The organism is Rhodobacteraceae bacterium D3-12 (genome assembly GCA_025916135.1).
GTDB lineage: Bacteria > Pseudomonadota > Alphaproteobacteria > Rhodobacterales > Rhodobacteraceae > JAKGBX01.
Map to the genome: position 1 here is coordinate 3,605,092 of CP104793.1, position 20,817 is coordinate 3,625,908.

The following is a 20,817-nucleotide window of genomic DNA, read 5'->3' on the forward strand; positions in this document are numbered from 1 at the left end:
GTGTCGGCTCAGCCCCCGGTTTTGCCAAAGGCCGCGATCAATTCATCGAGCGTGTTGAGCATCGACGTCGCGCCGCCACCGGCCACATAAATCGGCGCCGGATCAAGGTAAACGATCTGTCCTGCCTTGGCCGCTTTGGTCCGCGCGATGATCGCATTATCAAGCGTCGCCTGCGCGGCACCTTCCTGCCCGATCGCGGCCCCCCGATCAACAACCAGCAACCAATCGGGATCAACCTCGGCAATGAACTCGAACGAAATCGCGTGACCATGCACCGACACCTCAAGGCTCTCGGTCGCCAGCGGCAACCCCACAACCGTATGGATCCAGCCAAACCGGCTTCCCGGCCCAAAGGCGGAAATCTTGTTCCCGTTCGCCAGAATGACAAGCCCCTTGCCCTTGCCTTTGACCGCGTCGCGCGCCTCGGCAATTTTGCTGTCCAGCTTGGCCAGCAATGCGTCGGCCTTGGCCTCGACCGCGAAAATCTTGCCATAGGCCGCAATCCGCGCCCGCAAGGCCGCCTCTACGTCGCCGCCCATGATGCTCATGTTGATGACCGGAGCGATCTGCGACAGCGCGTCCACTTTGTCCGATGTGCGCGGCCCGACAATCACAAGGTCCGGCCCCATCACTGCCAACGCCTCATAGTCCGGCTCGAAAATCGTGCCCACCGGCGGCACTTTCCCGGCCAATTCCGCAAGGTAGCTGACATAGAGCTTTGACGGCACGCCCGCCATCTCGACCCCCAGCGCCTGCAATGTGTCCGCGACCGCAATATCAAACACCGCGACCTTTTCGGGCACCCCGGCAACCACCGCCTTGCCGGTTGCGGTTTCCACCGTCACCTCGGCCTGCGCCGTCACCGCCGACACCGCCATCACCGTGCAAAACGCCGACACCATAAGAGAAAGAAGAGGTCTTCGCATAACGCCATATCCTTTTGTAAAAGGCACAAGAGCACTGGCGTCGGGCTGGCTCACTTTGTTCGGGGTCGTGGTATCGGATTGTGCAACCCTTTCGCAAGCCGTAATCCAAGCCGAAAAAGCATATCTTCGGCGGCATCACTCTTGTCGACCACAGCACCGTTAAAACTGCCCGCACGCTTTGGCTCGCGATCACCGCTGACGTCTAAAGTGCAAACACCAAAACCAATCGCGGCACTGGCTTAACCCGCACCGCGATTGCCCCGCCCCCGGCGCAGGATAGGCTCGCGCCATCATGCCCGGTTCCGCCCTGACATCCGTTCGCCTGCGCCTCCTGATCATGGCCCTCACGCCATTGATCGTGCTGATGCCGCTGTTGCTGCTTCTTGGCATGACCCGCTGGACCTCGGACTATGACAAAGTGCTGATCGCCAACGTCGAAAGCGACCTGCGCATCGCCGAACAATACCTCTCGGAACTGGTTACCAACACCGGCCGCGACCTTGACGAGATCACAGGCTCCACCGAATTCGCCGCCCTTCTGACCCGCAATAGCACCGCGCATACCGCCTATTTTGCGGCCAAACGCGAGGCACTCGGGCTGGATTTCCTCTACTACCTGCCGCTTGACGGCCTCTCGGGTGCGGATCGCTGGCCGGTGGTCCGCGCGGCGGCGGGCGGCACCGGACGCGCGGCGATTGATATCTTCTCCACTGACGATCTCTCGGCCATTTCCCACGAACTCGCCGCCCAAGCCCGCATCGAACTCATCCCGACCGAGGCCGCAGTCCCCACCACCCGCACCGCCGAGGATCGCGGCATGGTCGTCCACGGCGCCAGCCCGGTGCGGATCGCCGGCCATAACGGCGTGCTCGTCGGTGGCATCCTGTTAAACCGCAACCTGCAATTCATCGACACGATCAATGCGCTGGTCTACCTCAACGCCGTCACCGGCGGTGACCGGCTCGGCACCGCAACGCTCTTTCTCGACGACGTGCGCGTCTCAACCAACGTGCGCCTGTTCGAAGACGTCCGCGCGCTTGGCACCCGCGTTTCCGCCGCCGTGCGCAGCGAGGTGCTCGACCATGGCAAAACATGGCTCGACCGCGCTTTTGTGGTCAATGACTGGTATATTTCCGGCTACTTGCCCCTCACCGACAGCTTCGGCACCGACGTCGGGATGCTCTATGTCGGCTTCCTCGAAGCGCCGTTTTCGGCGGCGAAACGCTCGGCCTTCCTGTGGATGATGGCGGCATTTATTGCCGTCCTCGCCCTGTCGGCACCGCTGTTCTTCTGGCTCGCCAAAAGCATCTTTTCCCCTCTCGAACGCATGACCCGCGTGATGAACAAAGTCGAAAAAGGCGACCTCTCGGCGCGCAACGGCGATATCGGTGCGCGCGATGAAATCGGCGCGGTCGCCGCGCATCTCGACAGTCTCCTCAATCAGGTTCAGGACCGCGACCAACGCCTGCGCGCTTGGGCCGATGAACTCAACCTGCGCGTCGAAGAGCGCACCGCCGAACTGCGCGACGCCAACGCCAAGCTCGAACAAACCTTCAAGCAACTCGTCATGTCCGAAAAACTCGCCTCGATCGGTGAAATCACCGCCGGGGTGGCTCATGAGATCAACAACCCCGTGGCCGTGATCCAAGGCAACGTCGACGTCATGCGCGAAACCCTCGGGGCGCATGCCGACGCGGTTACGACCGAAATGAACCTGATCGACCGCCAAGTCGCACGCATCGACGCCATCGTTGGCAAGCTCTTGCAATTCGCCCGCCCGGGCGAGTTCTCGGGCTATGACGAAACCGTCGATCTGCCCCCCGTGGTCGCGGATTGCCTCGTGCTCGTCGATCACCTGATCTCGAAACGCGAGATCACGGTCGAGCGCGATTTCACCGATCCGCCCATGGTCAAAATCGACCCCGGCGAGATGCAGCAAGTGGTCATCAACCTGATCGTCAACGCGGTGCAGGCGATGGGCGACAGCGGCACGCTGACACTGTCCCTGCGCCCCGAAACCCGCGACGGCACCCAAGGCACCACCCTCACCGTACGCGACACCGGCCCCGGCATCCCCGAGGACAAGATCGCCACCGTGTTCGACCCGTTTTTTACCACCAAACAGGCCACCGGCACCGGGCTCGGCCTGTCGATTTCGCAAACCCTCGTGCAACGCGCGGGTGGTTTGATCTCGGCACGCAACCCGCCCGGCGGCGGCGCCGAGTTCACCGTCTGGCTGCCTGCGGTATAGGGCCCGGCGGCCTGCGGCCTTGTTCCGGCCCAAAAGACCACCCCACCCGGAACCAAGCCCGCAGGGCGCCGGGTGAGCGCCTGCCCGTCCCGGCGGGCTGGCGCTTTTGCAAAGAACAACGCACCATACAAAACGCACACGGACCCGGCACGATAAAGTGGCCACCACGACCGTTGCAGGCGCCACCCCACGGGCAGGCGCTCACCCGGCGCGCGTCACTCCCCCCAGGCCGCACACTTCCGGTCAATCGTCTTACGCGAAACACCCAACCGCCGCGCCGCCTCGGCGCGGTTGCCGTCACATTGATCCAGCACATGCAGGATGTGCCGCTGCATCACCAGATCAAGCGTGTCCATCGCCTCGGCGCCAACCACCGATCCGCCCCCGGCAAACGCCTCGGGGAACCCACCAAGGATAAGCGACCGCTCCATCAGATTGCGCAACTCCCGCACATTGCCGGGCCAGTCATGTCGCCTAAGCTTCAGCAGGGTCTCCTCATCCAACTCAAGCGCCCGCATCCCCAGAACCTGCGCGAAATGCGCCATGAAATGCGCCGCCAACTCGACAATATCCTCCGAGCGGTCGCGCAGCGGCGGCATCTCGATATTCACCACGTTGATCCGATGATAAAGATCGGCGCGGAACCGCCCCTCCGCCACCGCCGCCTCAAGGTCCGCATTGGTCGCAAAACAAAACCTGAGGTTTAGCGGAATGTCGCGCTCCCCGCCAACCGGCCTGATCCGCTGATCCTCCAGCACGCGCAGCAACGCCGCCTGCAACGGCTCGGGCATCTGCGCCACCTCGTCGAGGAAAAGCGTCCCGCCATCCGCCAACAGGAAAAGCCCCGCCTTGTGCTGCTCTTCGCCCACGACGATCCCGAACAGATCATGCGCAATCCGCTCCGGCGCAATCGCGGCACAGTTCACCGCCACAAACGGCTTCTCGGCGCGGTCCGATAATTGGTGCAACGTGCGCGCCGCGACCTCCTTGCCGGTGCCGCTCGCGCCGGTAAACAACACCGGCGTCGGCAATGGCGCCAGTTTGGCCAGCATCGCCCGCACCTCGGCCAACGCGGGCGACTGCCCCAACAGCTTGCCCCGCGCCCCGTCCGATGACAGCTCATGCCGCAAAAGCGTATTATCCCGCCGCAGGTTCTTGCGATCCAAGGTGCGCGACACGGCGTTCAATATCTGATTGGCGCGAAACGGCTTGAGCACAAAATCACTCACCCCCGCGCGCAGCGCAAGGATTGCGGTCTCAAGATCGGCATAGGCGGTGATCAGAATGGTATCGGCAAACAGCCCCAGCCGACCCTGCTCTGTGACCCAATCAAGCCCCGTCTTTCCGGGCATGATATTGTCCAAAATCACCAGATCAAAATGCGCCTTGTCCAACGCTTGCGTGCCCTCTTCGGGCGACGCGGCCTCGACCACCCGCTTGCACCGCGGCTCCAGAATTTTGCTCAGAAAATTGCGCATCCCCGGCTCGTCATCAACCACAAGGATCGACGCCCCAGCCAGCGTGCTGCCAAATTCTTCTACGTCACGAGTGTTGCGCATCCCGCTCAATTCAACCGAACAGAGCCGCCCGACTGGCGCTCAGCCGCCGAAAAGCCGATCTCATCCAACACGAAACTCGCCGCAACGGCGATCACGATTGCTCCGGCAAACCCGGCCCACATGGCTTTCATGGCGTATCTCTCTTGGTGGCCTCTTTCAGAAACGCGATCAGATCGGCCCGATCTCCCGCTCCCGCGATCACCTGCATCGGCATCTTTGATCCCGGTATATAATGGTCTGGCCCCTGATCGAACAGCGCGTCGATGCTCGCATCATTCCAGATGATGTCCGACCCGTCCAGCACCGGCGAATAGGCATAGCCCGCAACCGTGCCCGCACGCCGGCCAAACACCTGAAAAAGGCTCGGCCCCGCCTTGCGTGACGGCCCCTTTTCCAGCGCATGACAAATCGAACATTTGCGCATGAACTGGCGCTCGCCGTTGGGCATTTTGTCGGCATCACGCAGGAATGTGCGCTCTTGCCCCATGGTGGCGCCAAACTTGTCCAGCGTCTCGACTGGCCAGCCATAGGCGACATCATCCAAACCTCCGGCCCAGATCATTTCGCCATCGCGTGAAAAGGCCAACGCCCAAACCGGCCCGCGCCGCGTGGCCCGAAAATCGCGTGTGATCCGCCAGCCGCCAGCCTCTGATCCGGCACCCATTCCAACGCCCAGCATCATGATATAGCCCTGACCGTCGCCCACCGCGATCTGCGCCGTCTCGCGGTGATAGGCCATCGCCAGAACCGGTCGCCGCTCAAGCGTGAAATCCGCGACCGGCTTGCCGCTCTCGGCCTCGATCACCCGCGTCACACCGTCCACCGCGCCATAGGCAAGCCACCCCTCACCGACCACCAAGCGGTTCACACCAAACCCGTGGCGCACCAATGGCAAGGGCGCCGCCTCGGGCTGCGTCATGTCATAGCGCAACACCTGCCCGCCGGTCGTCGCCGCATAAAGCACCTTACCGCCTTGTGAAAACGCCAGCGCATTCACCCCCGCTCCGGGGGCGGCCAGGTCATAGGCCTCCCCAGCGTCAAGCGGCCACATCTTTATCGTGCCGTCCCAGCTTCCGCTGGCCACCCACATCCCGCCGGGTTGCACCGCCAGCGATGTGACTTTGCCGCGATGCCTGCCCAAAACCTGCGACGTAGCCTCGCGCCATAAGCGCACGGAAAAATCGTCACCGGCGGACACCACCGCCTGAGCTGCCTGATCTGCCTGATCCGCGCCACCTTCGCTTGCAACGAACACCACCGCGTTCACCGCTGCGGCATGCCCGTCCAGCCACTTGGGCACGCGCCCGTCCCAGAGCCCGACCGAGTTGTCAAAACTCGCCGTTGCCACCTGTCCGGCACCGGAAACGGCAATCGCCATGACCGGCCCGCCATGCCCCTTCAGCGTGGTGAACTCCTGCGCCTCAACCGGCGCGGCAACCATTACCAAGGCCCAAAGCCAGCGCATGGGATCATTCCGCAGGCGTCGCGTCCGATGACGGCGGCGCCTTGGCATCCTGCGCCTCTTTCGCCTTCATCTCATCCAGCCAGATCGAGTGGTGCTGATACGCCCATGCCTCGTCCACCTCGCCGGTGCCCATGGCATCAAACGCGCCTTCCATCCCGATCGACCCGATATAGATATGCGCGATGATGATCGCCATCAGAACAAAGGCGACAATCGCATGCCACAGCTGCGCATATTGCATTTCTTCCTGCGGGCTAAGCGCGGTCGGCAACTCGCCAAAGCCAAGCAAGCCGGAAATCCCCAGATCGTTCAGCAACCCAAAGGTCTTGGCGAACATCGGCATTTCGAACGGAAACAACAGCGACAGACCCGTCATCGCAATCGACGTGCCAAAAACGATCACCGACCAGAAAATCACCTTCTGACCGGCGTTGAATTTCTTCGCTGGCGGGTGCTTCTTGCCGATAATCCCGCCGAACTGACGCAACCAAGTAATGTCGGTGCGGTTGGGAATGTTGTGAATGACCCACATGAAAAACACCATGACAAGCCCCAGCATGAACGCCCAAGCGAGGTTGTTATGAAGCCACTTGGACCAGATCAACAAAGTCGCATTCACGTCCTTACCCAGATAAGGCGCGATGAAAATCCGCCCGAACAGCGTCAGCAACCCGGTCAGACCAAGCACCACAAACGATCCGGCCAACAGCCAATGGGCAAAGCGTTCCACGAATTTAAACCGCGTCACGGTGCGCCCGGTTTCGTCCTCATCCAGCCTGACGCGCCCGCGCAGCAGGAAAAACACGATCAACACCCCGATTGTGCCCAGCAACAACCACCCGCCATAGGTCCGCAATGGGCCTTGGCGAAAGCTCAGCCACCACATGCCGCCATCCTGCACCAGCACCTTGGCCGTATCGCCCCCGGCGGACACTTTCACATCTGCCGAGCCATAGCGCAGCGCGCGCCACAGCTCCGGGTCCGATGCCCCGCCCAAAGTGCCTAGCTGCGAGGCAATCCCCGCCGCGCTGTCCGGGTTGCCCGTGGCATTGCGGCGAAACGCGTCGTCCACCTTGTCACCGCGCTGGCGCGCCATGATATCATCCAGGGTCTGCGCCCCGCCGGTTGCCGACCGGTCCGGGGCGGCGGGTTGCTCCTGAGCCTGCGCCTGCGCGCCCGGCACCAAACCGCTCAGCATCAATGTCAAGACAAGTGCATATGCAATGCGCAGCATCTGTCGCCCTCCTCGGGGTCTTTGAATTCTTCAAAAATCTGCGAAGCAGAGCGGCCCCCGCAAAGGCGCCGCTCCTTTTTTCATTGGCGTCGGGCGGGGCATGACCCCGCCACCACCGATCCGCGATCAGCCGCCCTTCTGGTCATAGGCAGTGCCCCAACCCCAAGCGCCCGAGCCAAAGCCACGGGCCACAACGCGCTCGCGGTAAATGGCCGACACAACGTCGCCATCCCCCGCCAACAGCGCCTTGGTCGAACACATCTCGGCACAGATCGGCAGCTTGCCTTCCGCGATGCGGTTCCGCCCGTATTTGGCGAATTCCGCGGTCGAGTTGTTCTCCTCCGGGCCACCGGCACAGAAGGTGCACTTGTCCATCTTGCCGCGCGACCCGAAATTGCCTGCCTGCGGATATTGCGGCGCGCCAAACGGGCACGCGTAAAAGCAATAGCCACAGCCAATGCACAGGTCGGCCCTTGGAATGCAGCACCACACCTTCTTCGGTCTGGTAAAAGCAATCCACCGGGCAAACGGCCATACAGGGCGCATCCGAACAATGCATGCAGGCAACCGAGATCGAGCGTTCGCCCGGCTTCCCGTCTTGGATCGTCACCACGCGGCGGCGGTTGATCCCCCAAGGCACTTCATGCTCGTTCTTACACGCGGTGACACAGGCGTTGCACTCGATGCAGCGTTCAGCGTCGCAGAGAAACTTTGCTCTAGCCATGTTCAGTTCTCCTTCAAGCTGCTGAGATTTTGCAGAGAGTACACTTGGTCTCCTGCATCTGCGTGACCGAGTCGTAGCCATAGGTCTGGGCCGTGTTGGTGCTTTCGCCCAACACATACGGGTCGGCACCGTCGGGGTATTTATCCCTCAGATCCGCGCCCTGGAAATGACCGCCAAAGTGGAACGGCATAAAGGCAACGCCCTCACCGACCCGCTCTGTCACCATCGCCATGACCTTGACCTTGCCGCCTTCCGGCCCTTCGACCCAACATTGCGCGCCGTCCCGCACACCAAGGTTATTGGCGTCACGCGGGTGGATTTCGACGAACATGTCCTGTTGAAGCTCGGCAAGCCACGGGTTCGACCGGGTTTCTTCCCCGCCGCCCTCGTATTCCACCAATCGACCAGAGGTCAGGATGATCGGATACTCCTTGCTAAAGTCGTTCTTCTGGATCGACGCATACATGGTCGGAAGCCGATAGAACTTGCGGTCCTCATAGGTCGGATAATCCGCCACCAGATCACGCCGTGGCGTGTACAATGGCTCGCGGTGGATCGGCACCGGATCGGGGAAGGTCCACACAACCGCCCGCGCCTTGGCGTTGCCAAAGGGCGCACACTCGTGCTTGATCGCCACCCGCTGAATACCGCCCGACAGGTCGGTTTTCCAGTTCACCTTGGCCACTTTGGCGTCATAGTCCGACGGGAACGGCGACATGCCGGCTTCACCGACCTCCGCCGTGTAATCCGCAAAACCATCAACGCCGGCTGCTTTGGCGATATAGGCGCGCTCACCATCCGTCAGGTCGGTGTGCCAGCCCAGATCCTTGAGCATCTGATAGGTGAATTCCGGGTATCCGTCCTGAATCTCGGAATTCGCGCTATAAACGCCTTCGGCCAACAGGTTGTCACCGTCCCGCTCGACACCAAACCGCGCCCGGAAGGTCAAACCACCCTCGGAAACAGGTTTCGACATGTCATAGAGGTTCGGCGTGCCGGGGTGGTTCAACTCCGGCGTGCCCCAACTCGGCCATGGCAGACCATAGTAATCGCCATCCGCCGGACCGCCAATCGCCTGAAGCGTGGTGCGGTCAAACGTATGCTGGTTGGCCATGTGCTTCTTGATCCGCTCAGGGCTCTGGCCGGTGTAACCGATGGTCCACATGCCCGTGTTGATCTCGCGCAGCGTGTCCTCGGCATCCGGGGTTAGCCCGTCCTCCTCCAACTTGATGTTGCGGAACATACGGTCATGAAAGCCGAACTTCTTCGAGAACAGAGCGATGATCTCCTGATCAGGCTTGGACTCGAACAACGGCGCGACAACCTGCTCACGCCATTGCAGCGAGCGGTTCGATGCGGTGACAGAGCCACGCGTCTCGAACTGCGTTGCCGCCGGCAACAGGTAACACCCGTCGGTCCGGTCATGCAGAACGGCGGAAACGGTGGGATACGGGTCGATCACGACCAGCATGTCCAGCTTTTCCATCGCCGTCTTCATCTCCGGCCCGCGCGTTTGGCTGTTCGGGGCATGACCCCACAGAACCATGGCACGCACCTTGTCGGGGTTGTCCATGTTGTCGGGGTCTTCCAACACACCGTCAATCCAGCGCGACACCGGAATCCCGGTGAGGTTCTGAAGCGACTTTTCCTTGCCGTCGGCGCCTTTGACTTTGGCGAACTGACCGGCCAGCCACTCGGAATCCTCTTGCCAGACCCGCGCCCAATGCGCCCATGCGCCTTTGGACAGGCCATAGTAACCGGGCAAGGTGTGGCTCAGCACGCCCAGATCGGTCGCGCCCTGCACGTTGTCGTGGCCGCGGAAGATATTGGTGCCGCCGCCGCTGGTGCCCATATTGCCCAGCGCAAGTTGCAGGATACAGTAGGCCCGCGTGTTGTTGTTGCCGTTGGTGTGCTGCGTGCCACCCATACACCAGATCAAGGTGCCGGGGCGGTTGTTCGCCATGGTCCGCGCCACGCGCTTAAGCTGGCTACCGGGGGTGCCGGTCACACGTTCGACCTCTTCGGGGGTCCACTTGGCCACTTCCTCGCGGATCTGGTCCATGCCCCAAACACGGGTGCGGATGAACTCCTTGTCCTCCCAACCGTTCTCGAAGATGTGGTAAAGGATACCCCAGACCAGCGCCACATCCGTGCCCGGACGGAAGCGCACATATTCATCCGCATGCGCAGCGGTGCGCGTAAAGCGCGGATCGCACACGATCAGCGGCGCATTGTTCTGCTCTTTCGCGCGCAAAACATGCAACAGCGAAACAGGGTGCGCCTCGGCAGGGTTGCCGCCGATGATAAAGATGGCCTTGGAGTTGTGGATGTCGTTGTAGCTGTTGGTCATGGCGCCGTAGCCCCATGTATTCGCAACACCCGCAACCGTGGTCGAATGGCAAATCCGCGCCTGATGGTCCACGTTGTTTGTGCCCCAATAGGCGGCAAACTTGCGGAACAAATAGGCCTGTTCGTTGGAATGCTTCGCACTGCCCAGCCAATAAACGCTGTCAGGGCCGCTTTCCTCGCGGATTTTCATCATGCCGTCGCCGATCTCGTCGATCGCCTGTTCCCAGCTGATGCGCTTCCACTCTCCACCCTCTTTCTTCATCGGGTATTTGAGACGGCGCTCGCCGTGGGCATGTTCGCGCACACTTGCTCCCTTGGCGCAATGCGCACCGAGGTTGAACGGGCTATCCCAGCCGGGCTCCTGCCCGACCCAGACACCGTTCGACACTTCGGCCACAACCGTGCAGCCAACCGAACAATGTGTGCAAATTGATTTCCTGAGTTCGACGGCTCCTGTCGCCGTCGCGGCCGCATTGGCCTTTTGAACCGTGCCGCCGGTCGCTGCAACCGCGGCCAAACCGCCAATCGCCAGCCCCGACCCGCGCAAAAATGCGCGCCGGTCTACCGAAGCGTTCGCCGCTTCAGACAGGATACTTGTCCGCTGGGAGCGTCTCGCAACCCCGTTGGTCTTTTTCCTAAGCATGTTTCTCTCTCCCTTGCGTGCGGAAAATTCCGCTAGCTTGGTCTCGATGTTATGGAACCGAACAGTCGGGCGTCACGCAACCAGTCGCCAATTCCGCTTCTTGTTAACCTCGTCCGGTCCTAAAACCGGGCGCTGTCGAAATATGCGCGCGTATGCGCGGTGTCCTGCATCTTGTCCGATGTCAGGTCTGGCTCAGCCGCTTCTGCCGCTGATCCGCTGGCGGCAACTGCCACCGCCGCTGCGGGCGCTGCCGTTCCGGCCAGTTTCAAAAAATCCCGGCGGCTCGCCTTGGTTTTTTCTGTCATCAAGGGTCTCCCTTTGATTGGTTCTGACGACATTGCCGCCACTCGTTTGCGGATCGCTCCGCGGTGAAAGAAACGGATCACTCCGCTCCCAATCGAAACCCTTCGGTCTCAATATCCATGAACGCCTTGCCCACCGTCCCGACCGAGGCATAGAAAACCGAATTCTTGGCCTCCTCCAGATCGCTGTAAAAATGCCCGGCCCAAGGCGCGATGTGGCGGTTAAAGAACGTCTTTTGATCCTCAAGGCTCGCCGGGCTGCCAAACCGCCCGACGATCAACGCGCCCATCATCTCCATCAAACTGGCAATGTTGTCCTCGGGTTCAAACACATTCTCGGCCCGCTCCAACCCGCGCGCATTCATATCCTTGCGCAAGGTGGCCAGCGGTTTTTCGTTCAAAAACCCGGTCAGATAATAACTCGCATAAGGCAGCAACTCGCCCCGGCCCAACCCGATAAACAGCTTGTTGTATTCGCTCTCCACCGCCTTGGGCTTGGTCACTTTCGCGACCCGCGACAGCGTGCCAACGGCCTCGCCCAATGGGCTTTCATCCCCGCTCAGCCCGGCCGATTGCGACAGCAGCATCTCATCCGGCGGCCCGGCCAAAAGCAGACCCAGAAAATTATAGAGATCGGCACGTAGCCGATCCTCATGAGCAATCGCCGTATTGTCCAAAACTGCGCTCATCCCGTCCTCTGTTCGTCAAACGTAAATGCCATCCGCCGCAATCCCGGCGTTGGCGCTATGTCTTCGGCCTCGACCGGCTCGGATTGCACCAACACGCTCTCCGCCTCCGGTTGCTCTACCAAGCTGGCCACAGGCCTGCCCTCAGGTTTGCGCACAGTCTCAACTACGGGCTCAACTACAGTTTCAACCACGGGCTCATCCGGCTCCGCGCTCTGCTCCTCACCCGCATCCGCTTCCGGCTCCAACTCAGCCGCCGCTTCGCCCTCCGCTTCGGCCTGCCGTGCCATCTCCTCGACGTGCGCCAACATGCCCTTGCCCACCTGATAGGCGCTCTGCAGGTTCTCGACACACATCGCCGCGTCGGTGAAATCCTCGCCATAGTCAACCAACCCGTCGACATTCGCCAACACCGGGTTCACCCGCCACAACTGGCGCAGCGCCCGCGTCTTCAACCGCTCCGGCACCGCATCGCTCAAGAACGCGCGAAAATCATCGCCCTCGCCCATTTCTTCGGGCACGGGCAAATCAAACTCGGCCAGCAACTCCTCGTCGGTCTTTTCCGCCAGCGCCGCCTCGGCCTCGGCCTTTTGCGCGACCTCTTCGGCACGCTGCAACGCGGCTTCTTCTGCCGCCACGGCTGCCTTGCGCTTGGACCAGACGCTCATTGAATGCGCCCCTTCTTCAACAACGTCGGCGAGCGATATACATCCGACACCTGCGAAATCCGCGGATCGCCGACACCGTCTTCAACCAGATCGGTGCGTTTCTCGTCACGGCGGCGTTTCACGAACACCTCGTCTTGATGATAGGCCTCGACGAACTCGCGCACCCAGGCAACCAACCCGTGCGGCATCGGCACCTTCTCGACGATCTCCTCACCACTGTCGGTGTAATCCTGCGCCTCATAAGGCGACGCCGTGACCAGCAAAACCTCCAGCGGCTCCTCGCCCATGCCTTCGCGCATCACGACGTAAACGCTGGGAACCTCTGCCGACAATCCATGCAGATATGCCTCGGTCTCCGCCCCGTGCAATTCCATGTGAAGCGTTGCCGCGTGGAACTCCACCGCCTCACCTTCACGGCGCATCTCGCGCCACTCGGCGGGGCCGGCTCCGGGCAGAACGGCAACGGCTGTCCACGACCACGGCACCCAGCGCGTCACGCCCGGCGCTTTGCGCAGGACAATACCCAACGGTATCGCCTGATACATGTCTGGATTGTGGATCAACCCGCTACTCCTCCCGTTGCCTTATTCTGCGACAGGCGGCGCGCGGCTCAAAGGGCTGATTGCCCGTGCGGATCAATACACCCCTTTCGTGGTCACTTTGGGCAAGTTGCACCCGCCACCACCCCGCATCAGGACGAATTGTCCAATACGACAAAAACACTCGGGAAACCGATGCAGTGCAGCATTTCCGAATCACCTTGGCGAATCACCTCGCAAATCTCCCGATCGCGCCCCGACGGGGCTGACAAAACCGGTTGTCGCGCCCCTCGAATCAAGGCTACCTGTAAGGCGGAGACGGCACGGGACACGCGTTTATCGCAGCCCCCGAACCTTGGGGAAAACATGGCTAAAACACTGATAACATGCGATTGTTTGGGCACTCAGCAGATCGACACTGCGGGGCTCGCCAACGCCACCGGCCTCGAGGTCGCAACCCCCTGCACGGCGCTCTGCACCACTCAAATCGACCGCGCCGCCGCCGCCCTCAATACGGGCGATGCGATTTTTTGCTGCACCCAACAAACCCGCGTTTTCGATGCTCTGGCAGAGGAGCTCGGCACCGCCCCCGCCCCCACACTCGACCTGCGCGACCGCGCCGGGTGGAGCGCGGACACCGCCTCGAAACTACCCAAAATGTCCGCGCTCGTGGCCGAAGCAACCCTGCCCGCCCCCGTCACCAAGACCCGCGATGTTATCTCCGAAGGGTTGTGCCTCATCCTCGGCCCTGCCGAAACCGCCCTCGATGCGGCGTCACAACTCAGCAGCTTCCTAAGCGTCACGGTCCTGCTCGATAGCGCCGAATTTCAGCCCGACACCCTGCCCGACACGCCCGCTTTCGACGTGGTCATCGGCACTCTGCGCAACGCCAGTGGCGCGTTTGGCGGCTTCAATGTCACCATCGACAATCTGCAACAGATCGAACCGGGTGGGCGCGGCGCACATGCGCTCACACCGCCGCAAAACGGCGGTCGCTCGCAATGCGACATCCTGCTTGATCTGACCGGCAACACCCCGCTGTTTCCGGCCCCCGACAAGCGCGAAGGTTACCTGCGTGCCGATCCCGCGCATGCGCCCTCGGTCGGGGCGGCGATCCTCGCGGCCTCCGCCCTGATCGGCACCTTTGAGAAGCCGCTCTATGTGCGGGCCGAACCCCTGCTCTGCGCCCATTCGCGGGCCGAACAGTCCGGGTGTAACCGCTGCATTGACCTCTGCCCGACCGGCGCGATCACCCCCTCGGGCGATCACGTCAGCGTCGATCCGATGATCTGCGCTGGCTGCGGTGCCTGTTCCTCGGTCTGCCCCTCCGGCGCGATCACCTATGACGCGCCCCCGGTCGATCTCACCATGCGCCGGGTGCAGACGTTGGCGCAGGCCTATCTTGACGCTGGCGGCACCGCGCCCCGCCTCATGGTCTCCGACGCCCACGGCGCCGAGATGGTGCGCCTCTCTGCCCGCCATGGCCGCGGTCTGCCTGCCGATGTCATCCCGATGGAGGTTCCGGCCCTCAACCTCTTCGGCCATGCCGAGGCGCTCGCCGCCCTCGCCGCCGGGTTCACGTCGGTCGCGCTCCTGCCCGGCCCGTCCACCGACCGCGACGCGCTCGCCGCGCAAATCGCCCTCGCCGCGGCCATGTCCGCCGGCCACCCCGTCACCCTCCTCGACACCACCGACCCCGAGGCGATGGAGGACGCGCTCTACGACACACCCGCCCCAACGCCGCCGATTGCGCCGATCCGCCCCATGGGCACCCGCCGCCAGATCACCCGCCAAGCCGCCCGCGCCCTCAACCCCGAGAGCGAAACACTCCCTCTGCCAGACGGCGCGCCCTATGGCGCCGTGCTGGTCAACACCGACAGCTGCACGCTCTGCCTGTCTTGTGTGTCGCTCTGCCCCTCTGGCGCTCTGGCCGACAACCCCGACATGCCGCAACTCAGGTTTCAGGAAGACGCCTGCTTGCAATGCGGCCTCTGCTCCAACATCTGCCCCGAAGACGCGATCACCTACGCGCCGCAACTAGATCTCACCGATGCCGCCCTGACTCAGCAGGTCTTGAACGAGGAAGAACCCTTCGCCTGCGTCGAATGCGGCGCGCTCTTCGGCGTCAAATCCACCGTCGAACGCATCACCGAAAAGCTCGCCTCACATTCGATGTTTCAAGACGCCAACGCCCTGCGCATGATCCAGATGTGCGACGATTGCCGCGTCAACGCCCAGTTCCATTCGCAAAACAACCCCTTCACCGGCAAGGAACGCCCGCGCCCGCGCACCACCGATGACTACCTGAGCAAACGGCGCGATCACTGATGCTCAAGCGGCTTCCCAAGATTGGCCGGGGTCATCCCGGTGACATAGGCCATGATCGCCTCGACCTCTTCCATGGTCATCACCACCGGCGCAATCGGCGATGGCCGCTCCTCGGCAAACGGCTCGGTCACATCCTCGATCTGGGTGAAGGCCGGATGCGGGTTCAACGCGTAAAACGCGGCAAACCGCCCCTCCCAATCCGGCAGGCTGCGCAACACGGCAAAGCTCGGCGTCGATCCGATCCCGCCAAGACCCGATTGGCGCGCCACAACGTGACAGCGCCCGCATTTCGCGCGACTTGCCCGCAATCCCAACGCAACATCGCCCGACGGCGCCACCGCAACGGCCTCGACCACCGCCACCTCTGGCGCGCTGAACATCGCCGCGCCCTCTGGTGCAAAGCCGAACACCGTCCGCTGCCCCACATCCGAGCGCAGCCACTTCACCAAGCGCCCGGTTCCGGCATGCCCCTCGCTCACCACCTTGATATGCCAAACCTCGCCAATGCCCCGAAACACCGCCCGCCCCTCGCTGCCAAAGATCAGGTCCGGCGCATCGCCCGCCCCGACAACCTCGACCCTCACTTGCGTTTTCAACGAAAACCGCGGCAGGATATGGCGCATCAACCCGGTCTGTTCCAAGCGGTCCGGAACATGCACCCGAACCAACCTCTCCTCGGCCCCCGCCCGCAATGGCAAAAGCAACCCGAGTATCATAAGCCAAACACATATGCGCATGGCCCCAGCCTAGGCGCGTCAAACACAACCCGTCAACAAAACACCACAGGAGCCACCCCATGAGCGAGAGCTACAACATGTCGATGCGCAAATTCCTCAAACAGGTCGGCGTGACCTCGCAGCAGGCCATCGAAGAGGCGCTGCGCAACGCCCCCGAACCGGGCGGGCGCTATACCGCGACGGCCACCATCACCATCCCGGAACTGGGCCTCACCCACGAGGTTTCCGCCGACATCAAGCCCGAGGAATAATCCGTGAGTGCCAGCAGAGACGCCGTTCTAGAGGTCCTGAAATCCGTCACCGATCCGGTCGCCGGCGGCGATATCGTGTCCAGCGGCGTCATGCGTGCGCTCAACGTGGGCGACGATGGCACCGTGCGCTTCGTCATGGAAATCGCGCCCGATCATGCCAAATTGTTCGAAGCGGTGAAGGCCGAAGCCGAAGAAAAGCTGATGGCGCTTGATGGGGTGAGCAAAACCGCCATCGTGCTCACCGGGCAATCCGGCCCCGCCGCGCCGCCCGATCTCAAACCCCAAGCCAAAGCCGCGCCCGCCGGTCCCGAACGCATCCCCGGCGTGGCGCGTATCATCGCCATCGCCTCGGGCAAGGGCGGCGTGGGCAAATCCACCGTCGCCGCCAACCTCGCCTGTGCTTTGGCCGCCCAAGGGCGGCGCGTCGGCCTGCTCGACGCCGATGTCTATGGCCCGTCCCAGCCGCGTATGCTCGGCATTTCGGGCCGCCCGGCCAGCCCGGATGGCAAAACCATCCTGCCGATGCGCAACCACGGCGTCACCATGATGTCCATCGGCCTGATGACCAACGAAGACCAAGCCGTCGTCTGGCGCGGCCCCATGCTGATGGGCGCGCTGCAACAGATGATGATGCAGGTGCAATGGGGCGCGCTCGATGTGCTTCTGGTCGATCTGCCGCCCGGCACCGGCGATGTGCAAATGACCCTTGCGCAAAAGGCCCACGTCGATGGCGCAATCGTCGTTTGCACCCCCCAGGACATGGCCCTCTTGGATGCCCGCAAAGGCATTGACATGTTCAACCAGCTCAAGGTGCCGATCGTCGGGATGATCGAAAACATGAGCACGCACATCTGCTCTCAATGCGGCCACGAGGAACACGTCTTCGGCCATGGCGGCGTCGCCGCCGAAGCGGCCAAGCTCGGCGTGCCCCTGCTCGCCGAAATCCCGCTCGACATGCAGATCCGCCTCGCCTCGGACGGCGGCGCACCGATCACCGTCTCGGCGCCCGACAGCAAACAATCCCGCGCGTTTCATGACGTGGCCAATGCTCTCGTTGCGTGGGACAAAGCATGACCGAACCGCTCCGCTTCCCACCCCTTTTGTCGGGCGAGGCCTGCACAGGCGATCCCTTCGACACCGCGCAGCAACGCGCGGTGCTGGGCTGTGACGCGGGGCTTGTCTGCTACCACTTGGGCGAAAGCACGCTGGCCGCGGCCATCGTCTTCGCCCCCGAGGTGCCTCTGGCACGCGCGATGGCGATGCTCCCGCTCTGCGGTGTTGGCTTTCAAAACGCCCTCGGCGCGCTCGCCCCGCCCGAAGTCGCCGTGCATCTTGACTGGTCCGGTGGCCTGCGCATCAACGGCGCGTCTTGCGGCGCGCTCCGGGCGGCCGCCTCTACCACCGATCCGGCCATTGTGCCGGATTGGCTCGTGATCGGCCTCACCCTGCCGCTCTGGCCCGCCAATGATGACCCCGGCACAACGCCCGACCAAACCGCGCTCTATGCCGAAGGCTGCGCCGACGTCGAACCGCCCGCTCTCATCGAAGCATGGGCCCGCCACACGCTCAACTGGATCACCCGTTGGAGCGACGAAGGCCCGCACCCGCTCCATGCCGAATGGCGCGGCCTCGCTTTCGGCATCGGGGAAGAGACCACCCAAGCGGGGCAAACTGGGCAATCTGGGCAATCCGGACAAACCAGCACGCTCACCGGCACCTTCCTTGGCATTGACGAAGACTTCGGCATGCTCCTGCGCGACGCAAGCGACACGCACCTCATCCCCCTCACCACATTGCTGGAGACGCCATGAACCTCGCCCGCGCCATCCATTTCGACGAGTCCGACACCCGCGTCTTTCACATTCCCGCCCGCACCGGCGAATGGTGCATCTCTGGCGGCTTTGAATTTTCCGACTGGTCCGAAGGCGACCTCACCGGCAAAGCCCGCCAAGCGTTTGCCAATGGCTGGTTCGGGCTCGAAACCTCGGGCCGCGCCACCTTTGTCGCCGTCACCGTCATCACTGATGCCGAGGTTGCGGCGCTCACCGACACGCTCGCCCAGCATTTTGTCACCTACTACGGCGCGCCATCGGTCGAGGCCGCCCGCCCCGTCGCCGCCGAAGAGATCGCGCATATGTCCGACCTCTGTGACGAGCACGCGCCCAACACGCTCCTCACCGTCTCGCGCGAATTGACCGAGGCCGGCGTGCGCGAAGCCTTCCGCGTGATCGAACCCCAAGACGCCGGTCTGGATCAATTCGCCATCCACGGCGCGCTCGACGAATAGCGCGGCGCCGCGCGGCCGTAGGGTGGGGTTTCACCCCACCATCCCCTCCCCATCAAACCACGCTCCGCGCGATTGCCAGCCCTCGGGTTGGCGGTCCAACCAAAATGATGTTCACTTTATCTTTGCCGATCCGGAAAACCTCTGATCGGCACGCCGCCCTCACCTAATCGCCAGCCCGTGGGGAGGGCTGGCAATCGCGCGGCGGCCTGCGGCCTTGCTCCGCGCGCCCCCACCGTACGCCGCATTAACCTAATAAACCGTTAAGCCGCGTGCGTTTTTGGGGGCAGCCGGATGTCAGCCGAGAGTCAGCCGGGAGTCACCCCCGGCTGCCGGGCCCAAATCGGGCCATTAACCTTTTGCAATTATTGCTTGGCGTTGAACACGAAAAGGGTCTCTCCGTTGATCTTGTAATCGTTGATCAACCCCTTCGCCTTGTCCGACACAAGCCACGCTTCCAGCTTCGCAACAAGCTCTGTCTTAGCATGCGGATGAAGCTTTGGGTTTACCGGCAAGTATGCGTATTGGTTGAACAAAATCGGATCACCCGAATACAAAAGCGCCAAGCCGCCCTTGTTCTTGAAGTTCAGCCAGCTGGCCCGGTCGGACATGATATAGGCATCCATCCCGGACGCCGTATTCAACGCCGCCCCCATGCCCGCGCCCACGGCGCGATACCAGGCGTCAAACCCGGAGGCATCCAGCCCCGCCGCAGTCCACAGGCTCAGCTCCTTTTTATGGGTCCGCTGTCATCCCCACGGCTCACGAACGCCGCCTTGGAAGCTTCGATTTTGGTCAATGATTCCGCGGCACTAGCCGAACCCTTGATGCCCGCCGGGTCGGCCTTCGGACCAATGAAAACAAAGTCATTATACATGATCTCGGTGCGGTGCGTGCCATAGCCTTCGGCAAGGAATTTTTCCTCCGCCTTGCGGCTGTGAACAAGGATCGCATCCACGTCGCCCGCCTGCCCCAGCTTCAATGCTTGGCCCGTGCCAACCACCAAAAGCTGCACCTCAAGGTCCAGATCCTTCATGATTTCCGGCAGCAAAACATCCGACAACCCTGAGTTATGGAACGATGTTGTTACCGCCATTTTCATCACGTCAGCCGCCTGCGCAGCCCCCGCAATAACCAGCGCAGCAAGCGCCAAACCTAACCGTTTCATTCTATGATATCTCCCTTCAAGAATGCTTGCGCCGCGGCCTGTCCGGGCGCTTTGAAAAACTGCGTTGCCGGGGCAAATTCCAACACTTTGCCCCGATGTATGAACACCACCTCATCGGCCAACCGACGGGCTTGCCCCATGTCATGTGTCGACAGGATAATGCGCGTGCCCCCTGCCCTAGCCGCTTGTAAAACCTCTTCAATTTCGCGCATCGCCCGCCCGTCAAGAGAGGCGCAAGGCTCATCAAGAAACACCAGCTTCGGCTCGGTGATCAACGCGCGGGCCAGCGCAAGTTTCTGTTGCTCCCCACCCGATAGAACCGGCGCTTGGCGGCCCAGAAGCGCGTCCAACCCGACCCGCTTGGCCCACGCCCGCGCCTGTTCCTGCGCCTGCGCTTTGGTCACACCGCGAATGCGCAAGGGATAGGTCAGGTTCTCTTCAACCGTGCGGCGCAACATGATCGGGCGCTGGAACACAAACGCCTGATGGTGCCGCGCCTCCTCGGTCGAACAGGCCCAAGTGATCTCGCCCGCCGTTAGCCGCGCTGCCCCATGCAACAAGCGCAAAAGCGAGGTTTTGCCCGACCCGTTCGGCCCGATCACCACCGTGACGCCTTCGCCCCCAAGGGCCAGGTCAACAGGCCCGACCAATGTCTTGCCGCGCCGCGCTGTCACCGCCCCTTTGGCCGTCAGAGGGAACATTT

18 protein-coding genes and 2 pseudogenes are annotated in these 20,817 nt (G+C 62.5%); 6 read left to right on the plus strand and 14 right to left on the minus strand.

Annotated features, from left to right (window positions below; all coding sequences use genetic code 11):
- Positions 1-8 precede the first annotated feature (8 nt).
- Positions 9-902: an ABC transporter substrate-binding protein gene (locus N4R57_17820; protein UYV39612.1), complete on the minus strand. Its 894-nt coding sequence runs from the start codon at positions 900-902 to the stop codon at positions 9-11.
- 316 nt (positions 903-1,218) lie between these two features.
- Here N4R57_17820 and N4R57_17825 point away from each other — a divergent pair, with 316 nt between their 5' ends.
- Positions 1,219-3,177, plus strand: coding sequence for a cache domain-containing protein (locus N4R57_17825; GenBank protein UYV36826.1), 1,959 nt, complete (start codon positions 1,219-1,221; stop codon positions 3,175-3,177).
- Between the two features lie 215 nt (positions 3,178-3,392).
- On the opposite strand, the gene N4R57_17830 is transcribed toward N4R57_17825, so the two are convergent.
- The 10 genes and pseudogenes from N4R57_17830 to N4R57_17875 form a co-directional block, all read right to left on the minus strand.
- Positions 3,393-4,736, minus strand: coding sequence for a sigma-54 dependent transcriptional regulator (locus N4R57_17830; GenBank protein UYV36827.1), 1,344 nt, complete (start codon positions 4,734-4,736; stop codon positions 3,393-3,395).
- A 5-nt stretch (positions 4,737-4,741) separates the two neighbouring features.
- Complete coding sequence (locus tag N4R57_17835) at positions 4,742-4,867, minus strand: hypothetical protein (GenBank protein ID UYV36828.1); 126 nt, start codon at positions 4,865-4,867, stop codon at positions 4,742-4,744.
- The gene (locus N4R57_17840) at positions 4,864-6,201 is read right to left on the minus strand and encodes a c-type cytochrome (GenBank protein ID UYV36829.1); all 1,338 of its coding nucleotides are present in this window, start codon (positions 6,199-6,201) and stop codon (positions 4,864-4,866) included. The genes N4R57_17835 and N4R57_17840 overlap by 4 nt, the downstream gene beginning before the upstream one ends.
- Before the next feature lie 4 nt (positions 6,202-6,205).
- Positions 6,206-7,435, minus strand: coding sequence for a formate dehydrogenase subunit gamma (locus tag N4R57_17845; protein ID UYV36830.1), 1,230 nt, complete (start codon positions 7,433-7,435; stop codon positions 6,206-6,208).
- A 126-nt stretch (positions 7,436-7,561) separates the two neighbouring features.
- Positions 7,562-8,159: pseudogene (gene fdh3B, locus N4R57_17850) on the minus strand (formate dehydrogenase FDH3 subunit beta).
- A 13-nt stretch (positions 8,160-8,172) separates the two neighbouring features.
- The gene (locus N4R57_17855) at positions 8,173-11,151 is read right to left on the minus strand and encodes a formate dehydrogenase subunit alpha (GenBank protein UYV36831.1); all 2,979 of its coding nucleotides are present in this window, start codon (positions 11,149-11,151) and stop codon (positions 8,173-8,175) included.
- A gap of 119 nt (positions 11,152-11,270) precedes the next feature.
- The gene (locus N4R57_17860; GenBank protein UYV36832.1) at positions 11,271-11,456 is read right to left on the minus strand and encodes a twin-arginine translocation signal domain-containing protein; all 186 of its coding nucleotides are present in this window, start codon (positions 11,454-11,456) and stop codon (positions 11,271-11,273) included.
- A 77-nt stretch (positions 11,457-11,533) separates the two neighbouring features.
- Positions 11,534-12,142, minus strand: a complete 609-nt coding sequence (locus tag N4R57_17865) for a molecular chaperone TorD family protein (GenBank protein UYV36833.1) — start codon at positions 12,140-12,142, stop codon at positions 11,534-11,536.
- Positions 12,139-12,807, minus strand: a complete 669-nt coding sequence (locus N4R57_17870; GenBank protein ID UYV36834.1) for a DUF3306 domain-containing protein — start codon at positions 12,805-12,807, stop codon at positions 12,139-12,141. Before N4R57_17870 ends, N4R57_17865 begins: the two co-directional genes overlap by 4 nt.
- The gene (locus N4R57_17875; GenBank protein ID UYV39613.1) at positions 12,804-13,340 is read right to left on the minus strand and encodes a DUF3305 domain-containing protein; all 537 of its coding nucleotides are present in this window, start codon (positions 13,338-13,340) and stop codon (positions 12,804-12,806) included. The genes N4R57_17870 and N4R57_17875 overlap by 4 nt, the downstream gene beginning before the upstream one ends.
- A 372-nt stretch (positions 13,341-13,712) precedes the next feature.
- Here N4R57_17875 and N4R57_17880 point away from each other — a divergent pair, with 372 nt between their 5' ends.
- Entirely contained in the window at positions 13,713-15,674 is a 1,962-nt protein-coding gene (locus N4R57_17880; GenBank protein ID UYV36835.1) for a 4Fe-4S binding protein, read from the plus strand.
- Here N4R57_17880 and N4R57_17885 read toward each other — a convergent pair.
- Entirely contained in the window at positions 15,668-16,411 is a 744-nt protein-coding gene (locus tag N4R57_17885; protein UYV36836.1) for a hypothetical protein, read from the minus strand. The genes N4R57_17880 and N4R57_17885 overlap by 7 nt on opposite strands.
- Positions 16,412-16,470: 59 nt before the next feature.
- Here N4R57_17885 and N4R57_17890 point away from each other — a divergent pair, with 59 nt between their 5' ends.
- Genes N4R57_17890 through N4R57_17905 form a run of 4 tightly spaced genes read left to right on the plus strand, consistent with a single transcriptional unit; the run spans position 16,471 to position 18,949 of the window.
- Positions 16,471-16,662 carry a DUF6494 family protein gene (locus N4R57_17890; GenBank protein UYV36837.1) on the plus strand — a complete coding sequence of 64 codons (192 nt, stop codon included), beginning with the start codon at positions 16,471-16,473 and terminating at the stop codon, positions 16,660-16,662.
- A gap of 3 nt (positions 16,663-16,665) precedes the next feature.
- On the plus strand, positions 16,666-17,736 hold the full coding sequence (locus N4R57_17895; GenBank protein UYV36838.1) for an Mrp/NBP35 family ATP-binding protein: 1,071 nt from the start codon (positions 16,666-16,668) through the stop codon (positions 17,734-17,736).
- Positions 17,733-18,473, plus strand: a complete 741-nt coding sequence (locus tag N4R57_17900; protein UYV36839.1) for a DUF4444 domain-containing protein — start codon at positions 17,733-17,735, stop codon at positions 18,471-18,473. Before N4R57_17895 ends, N4R57_17900 begins: the two co-directional genes overlap by 4 nt.
- Positions 18,470-18,949 carry a DUF6505 family protein gene (locus tag N4R57_17905; protein ID UYV36840.1) on the plus strand — a complete coding sequence of 160 codons (480 nt, stop codon included), beginning with the start codon at positions 18,470-18,472 and terminating at the stop codon, positions 18,947-18,949. The genes N4R57_17900 and N4R57_17905 overlap by 4 nt, the downstream gene beginning before the upstream one ends.
- A gap of 362 nt (positions 18,950-19,311) precedes the next feature.
- Here the strand turns inward: N4R57_17905 and N4R57_17910 are convergent.
- Positions 19,312-20,114: pseudogene (locus N4R57_17910) on the minus strand (substrate-binding domain-containing protein).
- Positions 20,111-20,815: an ATP-binding cassette domain-containing protein gene (locus N4R57_17915; GenBank protein UYV39614.1), complete on the minus strand. Its 705-nt coding sequence runs from the start codon at positions 20,813-20,815 to the stop codon at positions 20,111-20,113. The pseudogene N4R57_17910 and the gene N4R57_17915 overlap by 4 nt, the downstream one beginning before the upstream one ends.
- Positions 20,816-20,817: the final 2 nt, after the last annotated feature.

What these genes read in the sequence shown, in the direction of transcription:
- N4R57_17870 (UYV36834.1), bottom strand. Translation starts at nt 12,807, where the DNA reads ATGAGCGTCTGGTCCAAGCGCAAGGCAGCCGTGGCGGCAGAAGAAGCC.
- N4R57_17900 (UYV36839.1), top strand. Translation starts at nt 17,733, where the DNA reads ATGACCGAACCGCTCCGCTTCCCACCCCTTTTGTCGGGCGAGGCCTGC.
- N4R57_17880 (UYV36835.1), top strand. Translation starts at nt 13,713, where the DNA reads ATGGCTAAAACACTGATAACATGCGATTGTTTGGGCACTCAGCAGATC.
- N4R57_17860 (UYV36832.1), bottom strand. Translation starts at nt 11,456, where the DNA reads ATGACAGAAAAAACCAAGGCGAGCCGCCGGGATTTTTTGAAACTGGCC.
- N4R57_17885 (UYV36836.1), bottom strand. Translation starts at nt 16,411, where the DNA reads ATGCGCATATGTGTTTGGCTTATGATACTCGGGTTGCTTTTGCCATTG.
- N4R57_17915 (UYV39614.1), bottom strand. Translation starts at nt 20,815, where the DNA reads ATGTTCCCTCTGACGGCCAAAGGGGCGGTGACAGCGCGGCGCGGCAAG.
- N4R57_17890 (UYV36837.1), top strand. Translation starts at nt 16,471, where the DNA reads ATGAGCGAGAGCTACAACATGTCGATGCGCAAATTCCTCAAACAGGTC.
- N4R57_17905 (UYV36840.1), top strand. Translation starts at nt 18,470, where the DNA reads ATGAACCTCGCCCGCGCCATCCATTTCGACGAGTCCGACACCCGCGTC.
- N4R57_17820 (UYV39612.1), bottom strand. Translation starts at nt 902, where the DNA reads ATGGTGTCGGCGTTTTGCACGGTGATGGCGGTGTCGGCGGTGACGGCG.
- N4R57_17845 (UYV36830.1), bottom strand. Translation starts at nt 7,435, where the DNA reads ATGCTGCGCATTGCATATGCACTTGTCTTGACATTGATGCTGAGCGGT.
- N4R57_17825 (UYV36826.1), top strand. Translation starts at nt 1,219, where the DNA reads ATGCCCGGTTCCGCCCTGACATCCGTTCGCCTGCGCCTCCTGATCATG.
- N4R57_17855 (UYV36831.1), bottom strand. Translation starts at nt 11,151, where the DNA reads ATGCTTAGGAAAAAGACCAACGGGGTTGCGAGACGCTCCCAGCGGACA.
- N4R57_17865 (UYV36833.1), bottom strand. Translation starts at nt 12,142, where the DNA reads ATGAGCGCAGTTTTGGACAATACGGCGATTGCTCATGAGGATCGGCTA.
- N4R57_17835 (UYV36828.1), bottom strand. Translation starts at nt 4,867, where the DNA reads ATGAAAGCCATGTGGGCCGGGTTTGCCGGAGCAATCGTGATCGCCGTT.
- N4R57_17830 (UYV36827.1), bottom strand. Translation starts at nt 4,736, where the DNA reads ATGCGCAACACTCGTGACGTAGAAGAATTTGGCAGCACGCTGGCTGGG.
- N4R57_17840 (UYV36829.1), bottom strand. Translation starts at nt 6,201, where the DNA reads ATGCGCTGGCTTTGGGCCTTGGTAATGGTTGCCGCGCCGGTTGAGGCG.